This is a genomic window from Streptomyces sp. NPDC093795, from assembly GCF_044764665.1.
GTDB lineage: Bacteria > Actinomycetota > Actinomycetes > Streptomycetales > Streptomycetaceae > Streptomyces.
Genome location: NZ_JBIWIO010000005.1, coordinates 95,816 through 110,444 on the forward strand (window position 1 = coordinate 95,816; position 14,629 = coordinate 110,444).

Here is a 14,629-nt window from a genome sequence, read left to right on the forward strand (position 1 = left end):
GAGCAGAGAGATGACGGACGACGCCGACACGCGGAGTGCCGCGGAGATCGTGGCCGGGGAGTGGCGCTTTCTCCTCGGCGCAGGTCACGACCTGATCGACACGGAGACCGTCCGCGCGGCTCACGCGCTGCCGCGGCTGCGGCAGCTCTTCCCTCTGGTCAGTCATGGAGTCATGTACTTCAGCGGCTGCACCGGAATGCCGGCCGCCCACGTCGGCGGGCAGGTCCATCCGCGGGGCGCCGACGGACGGTACCGGGTGGCCGGCCCCAAGGGCGTGGGGACCCTCGGCAGAGCGGAGACGCTGGACGAGGCGTTCGCCCTGGTCGTCGGCAACCTTCCGGAGGAGTGCGGGCCGGCCGCGCTCGGAGGCGCGGGCCGAGTCTGACCGCGGGGGCGAGGTGCGCCCGGCCCCCGAAAACGATCGAGGGGCCGTTTCAGATCACTCTGAAACGGCCCCTCGATCTACGACTCTTTCGAGTCGGGACGACAGGATTTGAACCTGCGACCCCTTGACCCCCAGTCAAGTGCGCTACCAAGCTGCGCCACGTCCCGCTACCCGCCTGACCTGGGGTTTCCCCTGGCTGAGCGCGCATGAGAACAATACCGCACTTTCTCTGGTGGTCACGAACCCTTTCCCCGGCGCCCGGGGAGGGGCGAGCGCCGGGTACTGGGCGTTCACTCTCCGTGACGCGCCTTCACGCCGGGGGGTGCGCCCGCGCGCCCGCCTCGGGCGGTCCGAGAGGGCGTGCGGGAGGTCGTGAGGGCGTTCCACCTGGGCAGGAAGAGGGCGTAGAGATTCCGGAATCGAGGGTTCCTTGGGGACGAAGGTGCTCATGTGGTGACCCGGCCGCTCTCATGGCCATATGACCGCCGGTTCGTTGCCGTTGGCATGTGGCAGAAAGATGCCCACAGGGAATGGACTGCGGATCGGGCCGAGCTGGCCAAGACCACGCGAAACACAGTCAGAATCAATCGTCAACCGCTCGGGTTTCGGACAAATCTCGTGGCGATATTGATCCGTCCCGGAAAGATCAACACCATGAAGTGGTCGGCCTGTTCGGGACGGGACCACTGCCGATGCACCACCTGTTCGGACAACCGATCAGGCGTTTCGCAGGGGAGGGACTCGTATGGACGGCTACTTCAGCAGTCGACTGCATCATCAGCTCAGGGAGACGGTCCGTGACTTCGCAGAGCGTGAGGTTCGGCCACGGATAGCCGAGATGGAGGCATCCCGCACGGTCCACCACGAACTGTCACGGCTGATCGCCGAGCAGGGCTGGCTGGGCGCGACTATCGGCCAGGAGTACGGCGGCATGGGCGCCGGCCATCTGGCCAAGACCATCATCATCGAGGAGCTGTCCCGGGTCAGCGGCGCCATGGGCGCCATGGTCCAGGCCTCCCAGCTGGGCACCGCCAAGATCGTCCACTTCGGCAGCGACGAGCAGCGGAAGACCTGGCTCCCGGCGATCGCCGCCGGCGAGTGCCTGCCCACCATCGCGGTCACCGAGCCCGAGTCCGGCGGACATGTCCTCGGTATGAGCGCCAGCGCCGTGCGTGACGGTGACGACTACATCCTCAACGGCAGCAAGGTCTTCGTCGGCAACAGCCACGTCGGCGATCTGCACGGGGTCGTGGTCAGGACCGGTCCTGGTTCAAAGGGACTTACGGCCTTCCTGGTCGAATCCGATCGCCCGGGATTCAGGACCGGTCCCCAGCAGCAGGCCATGGGACTCCATGGTTTCAGCTTCGGCGAGCTGATCTTCGAGAACTGCCGGGTGCCGGCCTCCAATCGCCTGGGCGACGAGGGCGACGGCCTCTCCGTCGCGTACTCCTCCAGCGTGCTGTACGGCCGGGCCAACCTGACCGCGGTCTCGCTCGGCATCCACCAGGCGATCCTGGAGGAGACCACCCGGTTCGCCTCCGAGCGCATCCGGTACGGCAAGCCGCTCCACGACCTCCCCACGGTCAAGCTGAAGCTGGGCCAGATCCAGTCCCGGCTGATGACCGCCCGGCTCGCCGCGTACCACGCCGTGCACATGCTCGACCAGGGTCTTTCCTGCGACGCCGAGCTGATGAACGCCAAGCTCGTCAACGTCGAGTCGGCGATCGACTCCGGCCGTAACGCGATGGAGATCCACGCCGCCGCCGGGCTCTTCACGGACCGGGCCATCGAGCGGTACCTCCGGGACGCGCACCACATCTTCGCCCCGGCCGGCACCTCGGACATCCAGCTGCTGCGCCTGGCCGAGGTAGCCCTCGGCCAGGACAAGGGCAGTTGGTCGGAGCGGCTCTCCGAGCTGGTCCGCACGCCGGAACCGGAGCCGGTGCACGCCTGACACCCGTGCACGTCCGGCACCCGGGCCTGACACCCATGGAATGCAGGGAGCCCCGGTACGGCGGCGGCCGTGCCGGGGCTCCCTGCATCTCGGGTGGAGCGGGTCAGAACATGCCGTCCTCACGCCGGTTGATCTGCTCCATCAGCTCGGCGGCCATCGCCTTGATCGTCTCGAGGCCGGCGCGCCCCCACGGCCGGACGTCGGTGTCGACGACGCAGATGGTGCCGAGGGCCACTCCGGTGCGGTCGATCAGCGGGGCACCCATGTAGGAGCGGATGCCGATCTCGTCCACGACCGGGTTCCCCGCGAAGCGCGGGTAGTCGCAGACGTCTTCGAGGACGAGTGCCTTGCGCCGCACGACGACGTGCGGGCAGTAGCCGTGGTCGCGGGCCATGAACCGGCCGACGCCGCCGGCGCCCGCCGCGGCCGCGCCCAGGTCGCTGCCCGAGTGGGTGCCCTCGGGGGTGTGCAGGCCCGCGAAGAACTGCCGGTTCTCGTCGATGAAGTTGACCATCGAGAACGGCGCCCCGGTCACGTCGGCGAGGCGGTGGGCGAACTCGTCGAATGCCGGCTCCGGCCGCTCCCCGAGACCGAGTTCACGCAGCCGCTGCACACGGGCGGGCGCGTCCTTGTCGACGGGGGTCAGCAGGAGGTGACCGGTCGGGTCGTACGTCATGGTGTGGCTCCATAGCTCGGCACGGTGGCCGGGATGGTGGTGAGGAGATGCTGGACGAGGGTCAGCAGGGTGCGGATGCCGGAGCTGGAGATCCGGGCGTCGCAGAGGACGACCGGCACCTCCGGCTTGAGGTCGAGCGCGGCCCGTACCTCGTCCGGTTCGTAGCGGTAGGAGCCGTCGAACTCGTTGACCGCCACGACGAACCGGATGCCCCGCCGCTCGAAGAAGTCCACGGCGGAGAAGCACTCCTGGAGCCTGCGCGTGTCGGCGAGGACGACCGCCCCGAGCGCGCCCTCGGAGAGTTCGTCCCACATGAACCAGAAACGTTCCTGGCCAGGGGTTCCGAAGAGGTAGAGCACATTGCGGTCGTCGAGCGTGATGCGGCCGAAGTCCATGGCGACGGTGGTCGTGGTCTTGGACTCCACGCCCTCCAGGCTGTCGGTGGCCGCGCTGACCGAGGTCAGCAGTTCCTCGGTGCTCAGCGGTTCGATCTCGCTGACCGCGCCCACGAGGGTCGTCTTGCCCACCCCGAATCCTCCCGCCACCAGGATCTTGAGCGCGGTGGGGAAGGGGTCGGCGGCGAAACTGTCGTGGCGCTCAGAGCCGTTGTCGTAGGCCATCGAGCACTGCCTCCAGCAAGGAACGGTCGGTTGGGTTGGCGTGGAACCGGGGGGCGCGGGCGGTGAGCGCCCCGCAGTCCACGAGGTCGGAGAGCAGGACCTTGGTCACCACGGCCGGGAGCCGTAAGTGCGCCGCGATCTCGGCCACCGAGGTGGGCCCGTCGCACAGCCCGAGGGCCAGGCTGTGCTCGGGTCCCATGTGCGCCTGGGGTGACGATCCGGTCGCCATCACCATCGACAGCAGGTCCAGGGCGGTGGTCGGCTTGGTCCGACCACCGCTGACGGTGTACGGGCGGATCAGCCGGCCGGCCGCGTCGTCGAGCCAGGGGCCTTCCTGAGGGGACGTCACGTTCACTGCCCGAGGCCACCCACCGCTCCGGCTGCCTGCCGGGCGGGGGTGACCAGGTACGGCCGGACGCTCTTGACGAGCATCGCCATCTCGTACCCGAGGACCGCTGCGTCCGCCTCGCGCCCGGCGAGGACCGCCAGGCAGGTGCCGGATCCGGCGGTGGAGACGAACAGGAGGGTGGAGTCGAGCTCCACGACCACCTGCCGGACCTCACCGCCGTCGCCGAACCGGGCGCCCGCGCTGCGGCCGAGCGAGTAGAGCCCGGAGGCGAGGGCCGCCATGTGGTCGGCGGCGTCGGGGTCGAGACCGTGGACGGATTTGACGAGGCCGTCGGAGGAGAGCAGAACCGCGTTGCGGGTGTACGGGACCCGCTGGACCAGTCCGCTCAGCAGCCAGTCGAGGTCCGAGGAATGGCCGGTCGGCACATTGCTCGCCATGGTGCATCTACTCCTTGTGCGCGTCGCCGGGACGCAGCGGTTCATGGGGGGCGGGCTGGGATTCGGCGAGACCGATACCGCGCTGGAACGCGGCCATCAAGCCGGGGTCGTGCAGGGCGTGCTCCTCGGGCTTGCGGGCCGCGGGCTCGTCGCGCAGCTGCGGGACGAGATGCTCCTGGGCTCGCCGCTTGGGGAGCAGGGGCCGGCCGTTGGCCTCGGGCGCCGGGGGGAGCGGCGACAGGAGGGAGGCCGGCGGGCCCGAAGGTGCGGCGCCGGCCGACTGGGCCGGTATCACGGGGGTGCGGTCGGAGTCCGCGTACCCATTCGACCGCTCGCTCGTGCGGGGGTAGGTGAGCGGGTCGGTGGCGGGGCTCTCCGCGTGGCGGGCGGTGGCCCGCTCCGGGGAGGGGGCCGGCTGCGGTACGGGTGCGGTGGCGGCCGCACTCATGGCCGCGGGCACGGGGGCCTGGGGGTGGGCCGGTGCCGGGGCCGTCATCGGGGCCGTCATCGGAGCCGCGAGAGGGGCCGGGAGGGGTGCCGGGGCCGCCGTGGGGGCGGTGACCTCGGGCGCGCTCGTGGCCGGCTGGTGCGACGGCGACTGCGGAGCCTGCTGGGACTGCAGCTGCACCTGGTGCGGCGGGACCGCGGCGGAACCCGCGGCCGCCGCGGCCTGGCGCTCGTGCTGGGCGAGTCCCTCGGGGTCGGCGCCGAGGAGGCCCTGCGGCAGCACGAGGACGGCCTGGACTCCGCCGTAGATGTTGGACTGGAGGCGTACGGCGATGCCGTGCCGGCGGGCGAGCGCCGAGACGACGAAGAGGCCGATCCGGCCGTCCTGGAGCAGATGCGCGACGTTGACCTGGTCGGGATCGGCGAGCAGGGCGTTCATCTTGTTCTGCTCGGTGACGGGCATACCGAGGCCTCGGTCCTCGACCTCGATGGCGAGGCCGGCCGTGACGTACTGCGCGCGGAGCAGCACCGTGGTGTGCGGCGCGGAGAACAGCGTCGCGTTCTCGACGAGTTCGGCGAGGAGGTGGATGACGTCGGCCACGGCATGGCCCCGGAGCGTACCGTCGATCGGCGGCACGAGCTTCACGCGCGGGTACTGCTCGACCTCGGCGATGGAGGAGCGCAGCACCTCGGTCATGGTGACCGGGTTCGACCACTGGCGCCGGGAGATGGCGCCACCGAGCACGGCGAGGTTCTCCGCGTGCCGGCGGATGCGGGTGGCCAGGTGGTCGACGTGGAACAGGCCCTTGAGCAGCTCCGGGTCCTCGACCTCGTTCTCCAGCTCGTCGAGGAGCTGGATCTCGCGGTGGACGAGGGACTGCAGGCGCCGGGCGAGGTTGACGAAGACCTCGACCTTCTGTTCGTTCCCGACGCTGCTGGAGAGTCGTGACGCCTGCACGACGGCCGCGACCGCGGCTTCGTGAGAGCGCGTCAGCTCGTGGGAGAGCAGGTCGAACTCATCGCCGGTCGGGGTGCCGGCGGGCGGCGCGGGGCGGGGCGGGGGCCCCTCCCCCCTGCGCAACTGTTCGACGACGGTCCGCAGTTCGCTCTGCCCACGGGCGCTGGAGCGGCGCAGTGCGTTGCAGCGGTCGAGCACCGACTTGGCGACCCTGTCCGCGCCGAGCGCGGCGGCCGTCACGGAGGCGACGGTGAGGGCGGCGGCGCCGGTGAGCGCGGCCCAGAGGCCGGGCGTGGGGGCGGCGCCGGTGGAGCGGATGGTGAAGAGGACGGCCGCGGCCCCGCCCAGTGCCACCGCGACGGCGGGGAGCACGGAGGTGCGCAGGAGTTGGGGGCGTATGCGGGCTTCCGTCGTGTGCTGCGCGGACGACGGTGCCGGGGGGCTGTTGTGGGTACCGGGGGCGGAGCGGGCGCCTGACCGGCCGTGCCGCCCGCCCTCGCGTCGATCTGACCGCGAGGCGGGTGCGCGAAGTTGAGACATGAGTGTCCTTGGTACGTGCCCAGGAATCGGCGTACTGCGGGGTGTGCTGCGGGGGTGGTTCAGGGGGTGGACGACAAGGGTGCGATGAGCCTATCGATGATCACCAACCACACACTGTAGTCGTCAACCATTCATGTGCGGTGCGCAGTTGGCAAACTTACCCGCAGAGGGGCCCGGTCTGGTATCGCCCGTCGCACGTCAGGCCGAGAACGTTCGGCCGAAAGTCGATGGCATGGCGGGGAATCGCGGTCGGGGGCCGGGAACGGAAGAGGGCGGAGGCGCTCCCACGCCTCCGCCCTCTGCGGAAATCGACCCCTACCGGAATCCCCCGGAGGGGTACGGACCGTCAGGGTCCGCTCGCGATGTCAGGGGGTCCGTGCCGCCTCCGGCGTGCCCAGGCCGCCGTCCGCGCCGGGCTCGCCGGACGCCCGTCCGGCGTCCGCGCCGGTGTTCAGGTCCACGGTCACGTCGGCCGCGCCCGTCAGCGGCATGTGACCGTCGGTGAGAGCCGGGACTCCCCAGCCGGCGGCCGGGATCCGGGCGACCGGACGCCACCAGGGGGTCTCGGGCAGCCGCTCGGAACCCGGCTCGAACGGTTCGCCGGGGACGGGCAGGGCGACCCGCTGGGAAGCGCCGGCGGCGGCCTCCACGGTGCCCTCGCCCGGCTCGGCCCACGGATGCGGGGCGAGGTTGAAGGTGCCCCAGTGGATCGGCAGCATCACACCGGCCGGCCCGCCGCCCTGGAGGTCCAGGTGGGCCCGCATGCCCTCCGCCGGGGTCATGTGGATGTCGGCCCAGAACTCCGAGTAGGCACCGATCTGGATCATGGTGGCGTCGAAGGGGCCATGGGTCGCGCCGATGTCCTTGAAGCCGGAGAAGTAGCCGGTGTCGCCGCTGTGGAAGATCCGGTGGGCGGGTCCGGTCACCACCCAGGAGGCCCAGAGCGTCATCTGCCGGTTGCGCAGCCCGCGGCCGCAGAAGTGCCGGGCCGGGGTGGCCGTGAGCCGCAGCTCGCCGACCTCGGTGGACTCGTTCCAGTCCAGTTCGCGCAGGCGGGAGGCGGGCACGCCCCAGCGCTCCAGGTGCGCGCCGACGCCGAGGGGCACCGCGAAGAGGGTGTCGGTGGTGGCGAGCGCCTTGATCGTGGGCAGGTCGAGGTGGTCGTAGTGGTCGTGCGAGATCACGACGACGTCGACCGGGCCGAGCGCGGCGAGCGGCGCGGGTACCGGATGGAGGCGCTTGGGTCCGGCGCAGGGGAAGGGGGAGCAGCGCTCGCCCCAGACGGGATCGAAGAGGACCCGGTGGCCGTCGATCTCCGCGAGGACGCCGGAGTGCCCCATCCAGGTCAGGCGCAGACCCGTGACCGGGGGCCTGGCCAGGTCGGCGAGGGTGGTGGGGTGGACGGGGATCGTGCCGGTGGGGGCGCGGCGCGACCGTCCGTCCTTGTCGAAGTAGATCTTGGCGATCTCGACGCCGGAGCCTGAGGGGCCGCGTCGGGCCGGTTCGGGGTTCTGGAAGATCCCGTCCGCGAAATTCGGCGAGCGGCGGATGCGGGCGAGGCGCTCGCCCGTGGGATCCGCGCCGAAGGACTCGGGGCGCAGCGCGCGCAGCCGGGCCCGCGGCGAACGGTCGGAGCCGGTACCGGTCACAGGACCTCCTGATCCATGGGGGTCGTTCCATTATGGGCGGCCCGCGCCCCGAACGGTCGGGGCGGCCCACCATACTGAACGACGGTTCAGTACGACCTTCCGGCCCATGGCCCCTTCCCGAGGAGACGCGCGATGAGTTCCGCCCCCCTGCTTTCCGTCGGCTGGACCGACCACGTGACCGGCCGACAGGGCCATCTGGTGGTCGACCGGCTGGTGCGCGGAGTGGCCAGCGGCGGCCTCCGGATGCGGGAGGGGTGCACGGCCGAGGAGGTCGCAGGGCTCGCGCGGGGCATGACCATGAAGGAGGCCCTGCACTACGACCCGAGCGCCCGGTACGTGCCGCTGGGCGGCGCCAAGGGCGGCATCGACTGCGACCCCCGCTCCCCCGAGGCGTACGGCGTCCTGGTGCGCTACCTGCGGGCGATGCGGCCGTACGTGGAGCGGTTCTGGACCACCGGCGAGGATCTGGGGCTGACCCAGGACCTGGTGGACCGGGCGGTGTCCGAGGCCGGTCTCGTCTCCTCGGTGCAGGCCGTGTACCCGCTCCTGGACGACGAGGCTGCGGCCAGGAAGCGGCTCACCGACGCCTTCGCGATCGAGATCGACGGCGTCGGCCTCGACGAGCTGGTCGGCGGCCTCGGCGTCGCGGAGTCCGTGCTCGTCGCCCTCGACCGGGCCGGCCGCGAGTACACCGGGACCCGGGTGTCGATGCAGGGCTTCGGCACCATGGGCGCGGCCACCGCCCGGTTCCTCGCGCGGGCCGGGCTGCGGGTGGTGGCCGTGGCCGACGTCCGGGGCACGATCGTGAACGCCGACGGCCTCGACGTCGAGGCGCTGCTCGCGGCCCGCGACGCCCATGGGACCGTCGACCGCTCCGCCCTCCGGCCCGGCGACCGGGAGGAGCCCGGGGACGCCTGGCTCGCGGCCGAGGCGGAGGTCCTGGTCCCGGCGGCCGTCTCGTACGCCGTCGACGCCGGGAACCAGGGGCGGATCACGGCCCGCTGGATCGCGGAGGCCGCCAACATGCCGGTCCTGCCGGAGGCCGAGGAGGCGCTCTCCGCACGCGGGGTGACCGTGCTGCCCGACGTGGTCGTGAACTCCTGCACCAACGCCTGGTGGTGGTGGACGCTGTTCGGCGACATCGAGGCCGACGCCGGCCAGGCCTTCGACCGGGTACGGCGGGCCATGCGGGTACTCGTCGGCGGGATGCTCGACCGGGCGGAGGCGGACGGCACGAGCCCGCGCGCCGCCGCGCACGCGCTGGCGGAGGAGCGGCTGCCGCTGATCGCCGAACGTTACGGCTGGTACTGACGCCGTCACGGATCACGACCGCGGACGATCATGCCCGCGTCATGTGCTGTGTAGGCTGCACGGCGTGGCGAGAGTGCGGTTGAGCGTGGCCGAGCGGCGGGAGGAGCTGCTGCGGGCCGCCGTCGAGCAGATCGAGGCGCGCGGTGTCGCGGCCGTCCGGATCTCCGACGTGGCCTCCGCGCTCGGAGTGAGCAACGCGCTGGTGCTCTACCACTTCTCGTCCAAGGAACAGCTGGTCGCCGCGGCCTTCGCGCACGCCGCCGAGGCCGACCTCGCCCATCTGCGCAGGCTCCTCGGGCGCCGCTCCACGGCGGTGCGACGGCTGCGGGCGGCGGTGCGCTGGTACGCGCCGACCGGTCAGGCCAAGGGCTGGCGGCTGTGGATCGAGGGCTGGGCGGCCTCCCTGCGCGACCCGGAGCTGCGCCGGGTCGCCGCCTCCCTCGACCAGGAGTGGAAGGCCGCGCTGACCCGGGTGATCGCGGAGGGGGCCGCCGCCGGGGAGTTCCGCTGCCCGGACCCGGCCGCGGCGGCCTGGCGGCTCACCGCCTTCCTCGACGGCCTCGCCGTCCAGACGACGGCCTACGCCGGCTCCCTCTCCCGCCCCGCGATGCTGCGCTGGGCGGACGCCGCCCTCGCCCGGGAACTGAACCTGCCGGAGGAGGACGGGGACGCGGGCGGGGACGACAGGGACTCAGGCGGGGACCCGGGCGGCGGCACGGACCAGGGCGGCGAACCGGGCGACGGCGACCGGTCGGGAGAGGGCTGACCGGCCTGATACCCGGTCACCTTGCCCGCTCCCGGCTCCCCTCACACCACCAGGGACCGACCCGGCGGGGGGCGTTGTCGGTGCCGCTTGGTAGAACTCTTGGCATCAGCCGATCCACGCCAGTTCGCCGTCCGGGAGCGCAGTCATGACCGTTGACCACCACACGCGGGAATTCCACGACCTGCCCGTGTTCGACTTCCCGGCCGAGGACGCGCGGGTCGAGCTGCCCGACGCGGCGGCCGTCGCCTGGCGGATCTCCTCGCCGACCTACTGCGAGCCCGAGGACGAGCAGTGGGGGCCGCTCTTCGAGCGGTTCCTGAAGACGGTCGACACGGGGCGCGTGCGCGCGCTGGTCGTCGGCGGCTGGGACGAGGCGTACGAGACCTCGTCGGCCGCCATCGTGGCGGCGCTCATCGGGGCCAACGACCGGCTCACCGCCCTGGAGGCGGTCTTCCTCGGGGACATGACCTCCGAGGACTGCGAGATCTCCTGGATCATCCAGTCCGACGTGACGCCGCTGCTCGCCGCCTACCCGGCGCTGCGGGAGTTCGTGGTACGCGGTGGCACGGGACTGGTCTTCCCCTCCGTCCGGCACACGGGGCTCGAGACCCTCGTCGTGGAGTCGGGCGGCCTGGGTGCCGAGGTCGTGCGCGGGATCGCCGGCAGTGACCTGCCCGCCCTGGAGAACCTGGAACTCTGGCTCGGCACCGACACGTACGGCGGCGACAGCACCCCCGAGGACCTGGCGCCGCTGCTCTCCGGAACGGCGTTCCCCGCCCTGCGCAGCCTCGGCCTGTGCAACAGCGTGGTCCAGGACGCCGTCGCCGCCGCCGTGGCGAGCGCCCCCGTCGTCGCCCGGATCGAACGGCTCGACCTCTCCATGGGCGTGCTCACCGACGAGGGCGCGGCGGCCCTGCTCGACGGCCGGCCGCTGACCCACCTCGCCCACCTCGACCTCTCCCACCACTTCCTGTCGGACGCCATGCGGGAGCGGGTGCTCGCCGCGCTCGTCCCGCACGGTGTGACCGTCGTCCTCGACGACGCGCAGGAACCCGATGAGTACAACGGCAAGGTCTACCGGTACGTCGCGGTCGCCGAATGACCGCCGCCCCGCGGCTCGTGGTCGTCGGCGATCCGGCGGGCCGCCGCGTCGCGTTCTTCCAGGACGCGCTGCGGACCGCCGGGCTGCCCGAGGCGCGGGGGGTGTCCTGGCCCGAGGTACTGCGCGGTCGCGCGCGGTTCGCGGCGGGCGAGACCGTACGCCTGGACTCGCCCGGCGAGGACCCGGAGGCCGACCGGCTGCTGCGGGGCGTCGACGATCCGTCCCGGGTCGAGGGCTCCGGCCGCTGGTACGAGCGGTTCGTCGAGGCCGTGGCGGGTCTCGCCCGGTCCGTCACCGAGGCGGGCGCCACCCTCGTCGACGATCCCGCCGACCTCGCGGGCCTGTTCGACAAGCGGCTGAGCCACGGCCTGCTGCGCGCGGCCGGGGTGCCGGTGCCCGACTCCCCGACCTCCGGGCCGTCCGCCCCGGTGGTGCGCGACTGGGAGCACCTCGGGTCGCTGACCGCCGAGGCGGGGCTGCGCCGCTTCTTCGTGAAGCCCGCGCACGGTTCCTCCGCGTCGGGGGTGCTCGCGGTGGAGACCGACGGCGCGGGCCGGGTCCACGCCACCACCTCGGTGGAGCGCGGGCCGGGCGGACAGCTCCACAACTCCCTGCGGGTACGGCGCTACACGACCGAGCGCGAGGTCGCCGCCCTCGTGGACGCCCTCGCCCCCGACGGTCTGCACGTCGAGCGCTGGCTGCCCAAGGCCTCCCAGGACGGCCGGGCGGCGGATTTTCGGGTGGTGGTGATCGACGGGCGGGCCACCCACGCCGTGCTCCGCACCAGCCGCTCCCCCATGACCAATCTGCATCTGGGCGGCACCCGGGGCGACCTGGACGCGGCCCGCGCCGCGATCGACGCGGCCGGCGGGCGGTGGTCGGACGCGCTCGACGTGTGCGAGCGGGCCGCCGCCGTGTTTCCCGGCACCCGGTGCGTGGGCGTCGATCTGCTGCCGGCGACGGGCTGGCGGCGCTTCGCCGTCGCCGAGGTCAACGCCTTCGGTGATCTCCTGCCGGGCCTGACGGGCCTGCCCGGCAGCGGCGCCGAGGGGCTCGACACGTACGCGGCGCAGGTCGCCGCGCAGTTCCCGCAGACCCGAACGACCCAGCAGCGCCTCCAGACCCCCCAGCCCCAGCTGGCCCCGCTGGCCCAGAAGCCCGCGCGGACCCCACAGACCACGCGGACCCCACAGCCCCGCCCCACCCCCCGCGCCACAGGAACGAGCACCACGTGAACCAGCAGCCCGACATGAACGCGATCGTCGGCAGCCACGACCTGCTCCTGGTCACCCTCGACACCCTGCGGTACGACGTGGCGGTGGAGCTCGCGGCCGCGGGCCGTATCCCGAACCTGGCCCGCCATCTGCCCGGCGGCGTCTGGGAGCGGCGGCACGCCCCCGGCAGCTTCACCTACGCCTCCCACCAGGCGATCTTCGCGGGCTTCCTGCCGACCCCGGCCGCCCCGGGGCCCCACCCGCGCCTGTTCGCCGCCCGGTTCGCGGGCAGCGAGTCGACCGCCGGCGGCACCTATGTCCACGACACCCCCGACCTGGTGTCCGCGCTCGCCGGCGAGGGCTACCGGACGGTCTGCGTCGGCGGTGTCGGCTTCTTCAACAAGCAGCCGCCCCTCGGCGCCGTGCTCCCCGGCCTGTTCCAGGAGAGCCACTGGGAGCCCGCCTTCGGCGTCGCCTCCCCGACCTCCTTCGAGTCCCAGGTCGCGCGCGCCGAGGAGGTCGTCGCCGGGCTCCCCCACGGGCGCCGGCTCTTCCTCTTCGTGAACGTGTCCGCGCTGCACCAGCCCAACTGGTTCCATCTGCCGGGGGCGACCCGTGAGGCGGGGGACTCCCGGGCCACCCACGCGGCGGCCCTGGAGTACGTCGACCGGCACATCGGACGGCTCTTCGCCGCGATGAGCAGCCGGCGTCCCTGCTTCGCGATCGTCTGCTCCGACCACGGCACCGCGTACGGGGAGGACGGCCACACCGGGCACCGCCTCGGTCACGAGGTCGTGTGGACCGTCCCGTACGCACAGTTCGTGCTCGCGGGCCCGGAGCGGGAGGCCCTGGCATGAGCGACGCCATCCGCCCGTACCGCAGCTACGTCTACGCCTACCCGCACAAGACGGCGTACCGGCCGCTCCCCGACCCGGCACCGGCCCTGGCCTCGCTCTGGCGGGACGAGCCGAAGGACGCGCTCTCCCTCTACGCGCACATACCGTTCTGCGAGGTCCGCTGCGGCTTCTGCAACCTCTTCACCCGGATCGGCGCACCCGACGAGCTGACCAGCCGCTACCTCGACGCCCTCGACCGTCAGGCCACGGCCGTGCGCGAGGCTCTCGGGGACGCGGCGCCGGTGCGGTTCGCGACGGCCGCGTTCGGCGGGGGCACACCCACCTTTCTCACCGCCGGAGAGCTGGAGCGGCTCTGCGACATCGCCGAGAAGCGGATGGGGGTGAATCTGCGGGCGGTGCCGCTCTCCGTGGAGACCTCGCCCGCGACGGCGACCGCGGACCGGCTCGCGGTCCTCGCCGACCGGGGCGCGACGCGGCTCAGCATCGGGGTGCAGAGCTTCGTGGAGGCCGAGGCGCGGGCAGCCGTCCGGCCGCAGCGGCGCGCGGACGTCGAGGCGGCGCTCGGGCGCATCCGGGACACCGGTGTCCCCGTGCTCAACATCGACCTGATCTACGGGATCGACGGCCAGACCGAGGAGTCCTGGCGCTCCTCGCTCGACGCGGCCCTCGCCTGGCGCCCGGAGGAGCTGTACCTGTATCCGCTGTACGTGCGCCCCCTCACCGGCCTCGGCCGGATCTCGCCCGCCGACCGGCTGCGGGCCGACCGGGAGTGGGACGAACAGCGGCTGCGTCTGTACCGGCACGGCCGGGACCATCTCCTCGCGCACGGCTACGAGCAGGTGTCCATGCGGATGTTCCGGCGGACGGACGCCGCACCGCTCGGCCCGGACGACTACGCCTGCCAGACGGACGGCATGATCGGCCTGGGCTGCGGGGCCCGGTCGTACACGTCGGCGCTCCACTACTCCTTCGACTACGCGGTCGACATGCGGGAGATCCGCTCGATCATCGATTCCTACACGGAGACCGAGGACTTCTCCCGCGTCGAGGTGGGCCGCTGGGTCGATGCCGGGGAGGCCCGTCGCCGCCATCTGCTCCAGTCGCTGCTCCAGGCCGAGGGCATGCCGGTCGCGGGGTACGCGGAGCGGTTCGGGTCCTCGCCGTTCGCGGACTTCGCCGAGGAACTGGGCCGGTTCGAGGCGCTCGGCTGGCTGGACGCGGAGGCCCCTGAAGGGCTCCTGAGACTGTCGCCGGAGGGACTCTCGTACTCGGACGGGCTCGGTCCTGAGCTCTTCTCCTCCTCCGTGCGGGCCGCGATGGCCGCGTACGAGCCGAAGTAGGGGGCCGGCATGGAGCTGACCATC

At 72.5% G+C, this 14,629-nt stretch carries 14 protein-coding genes and 1 tRNA gene; 8 read left to right on the forward strand and 7 right to left on the reverse strand.

Annotated elements, in window-relative coordinates:
• Nucleotides 1–10: 10 nt before the first annotated feature.
• Nucleotides 11–385 (forward strand): DUF6193 family natural product biosynthesis protein, encoded by a 375-nt coding sequence (locus tag ACIRB7_RS15475; protein WP_403597905.1) that lies wholly within the window; start codon nucleotides 11–13, stop codon nucleotides 383–385.
• A gap of 93 nt (nucleotides 386–478) precedes the next feature.
• Here ACIRB7_RS15475 and ACIRB7_RS15480 read toward each other — a convergent pair.
• A tRNA-Pro gene (locus ACIRB7_RS15480) sits at nucleotides 479–552 on the reverse strand.
• Between the two features lie 578 nt (nucleotides 553–1,130).
• Here ACIRB7_RS15480 and ACIRB7_RS15485 point away from each other — a divergent pair.
• Nucleotides 1,131–2,339: an acyl-CoA dehydrogenase family protein gene (locus ACIRB7_RS15485; protein WP_403597908.1), complete on the forward strand. Its 1,209-nt coding sequence runs from the start codon at nucleotides 1,131–1,133 to the stop codon at nucleotides 2,337–2,339.
• A 103-nt stretch (nucleotides 2,340–2,442) separates the two neighbouring features.
• On the opposite strand, the gene ACIRB7_RS15490 is transcribed toward ACIRB7_RS15485, so the two are convergent.
• The 6 genes from ACIRB7_RS15490 to ACIRB7_RS15515 all read right to left on the reverse strand — a co-directional run bounded on the left by ACIRB7_RS15490 (nucleotide 2,443) and on the right by ACIRB7_RS15515 (nucleotide 8,015).
• A complete protein-coding gene (locus tag ACIRB7_RS15490; RefSeq protein ID WP_266898923.1) occupies nucleotides 2,443–3,015 on the reverse strand; it encodes a GAF domain-containing protein in 573 nt (190 codons plus the stop codon).
• Entirely contained in the window at nucleotides 3,012–3,635 is a 624-nt protein-coding gene (locus ACIRB7_RS15495) for an ATP/GTP-binding protein (RefSeq protein WP_351211927.1), read from the reverse strand. Before ACIRB7_RS15495 ends, ACIRB7_RS15490 begins: the two co-directional genes overlap by 4 nt.
• The gene (locus ACIRB7_RS15500) at nucleotides 3,613–3,984 is read right to left on the reverse strand and encodes a DUF742 domain-containing protein (RefSeq protein ID WP_073812833.1); all 372 of its coding nucleotides are present in this window, start codon (nucleotides 3,982–3,984) and stop codon (nucleotides 3,613–3,615) included. Before ACIRB7_RS15500 ends, ACIRB7_RS15495 begins: the two co-directional genes overlap by 23 nt.
• A 2-nt stretch (nucleotides 3,985–3,986) precedes the next feature.
• Nucleotides 3,987–4,421: a roadblock/LC7 domain-containing protein gene (locus ACIRB7_RS15505; RefSeq protein WP_041132185.1), complete on the reverse strand. Its 435-nt coding sequence runs from the start codon at nucleotides 4,419–4,421 to the stop codon at nucleotides 3,987–3,989.
• Nucleotides 4,422–4,428: 7 nt separating this feature from the next.
• Entirely contained in the window at nucleotides 4,429–6,366 is a 1,938-nt protein-coding gene (locus tag ACIRB7_RS15510) for an ATP-binding protein (protein ID WP_403597913.1), read from the reverse strand.
• Nucleotides 6,367–6,731: 365 nt separating this feature from the next.
• Nucleotides 6,732–8,015, reverse strand: a complete 1,284-nt coding sequence (locus ACIRB7_RS15515; RefSeq protein ID WP_403597916.1) for an MBL fold metallo-hydrolase — start codon at nucleotides 8,013–8,015, stop codon at nucleotides 6,732–6,734.
• A gap of 132 nt (nucleotides 8,016–8,147) precedes the next feature.
• Here ACIRB7_RS15515 and ACIRB7_RS15520 point away from each other — a divergent pair, with 132 nt between their 5' ends.
• From ACIRB7_RS15520 to ACIRB7_RS15545, 6 genes are all read left to right on the forward strand, one after another.
• A complete protein-coding gene (locus ACIRB7_RS15520) occupies nucleotides 8,148–9,326 on the forward strand; it encodes a Glu/Leu/Phe/Val dehydrogenase dimerization domain-containing protein (RefSeq protein WP_403597919.1) in 1,179 nt (392 codons plus the stop codon).
• A 64-nt stretch (nucleotides 9,327–9,390) separates the two neighbouring features.
• Entirely contained in the window at nucleotides 9,391–10,092 is a 702-nt protein-coding gene (locus ACIRB7_RS15525; RefSeq protein WP_403597922.1) for a TetR/AcrR family transcriptional regulator, read from the forward strand.
• Nucleotides 10,093–10,237: 145 nt separating this feature from the next.
• Nucleotides 10,238–11,194: an STM4015 family protein gene (locus ACIRB7_RS15530; RefSeq protein ID WP_403597925.1), complete on the forward strand. Its 957-nt coding sequence runs from the start codon at nucleotides 10,238–10,240 to the stop codon at nucleotides 11,192–11,194.
• The gene (locus ACIRB7_RS15535; protein ID WP_403597928.1) at nucleotides 11,191–12,429 is read left to right on the forward strand and encodes an STM4014 family protein; all 1,239 of its coding nucleotides are present in this window, start codon (nucleotides 11,191–11,193) and stop codon (nucleotides 12,427–12,429) included. The genes ACIRB7_RS15530 and ACIRB7_RS15535 overlap by 4 nt, the downstream gene beginning before the upstream one ends.
• A gap of 14 nt (nucleotides 12,430–12,443) precedes the next feature.
• Nucleotides 12,444–13,265 carry an STM4013/SEN3800 family hydrolase gene (locus tag ACIRB7_RS15540; protein WP_403598812.1) on the forward strand — a complete coding sequence of 274 codons (822 nt, stop codon included), beginning with the start codon at nucleotides 12,444–12,446 and terminating at the stop codon, nucleotides 13,263–13,265.
• On the forward strand, nucleotides 13,262–14,605 hold the full coding sequence (locus ACIRB7_RS15545) for an STM4012 family radical SAM protein (protein ID WP_403597931.1): 1,344 nt from the start codon (nucleotides 13,262–13,264) through the stop codon (nucleotides 14,603–14,605). The genes ACIRB7_RS15540 and ACIRB7_RS15545 overlap by 4 nt, the downstream gene beginning before the upstream one ends.
• Nucleotides 14,606–14,629: the final 24 nt, after the last annotated feature.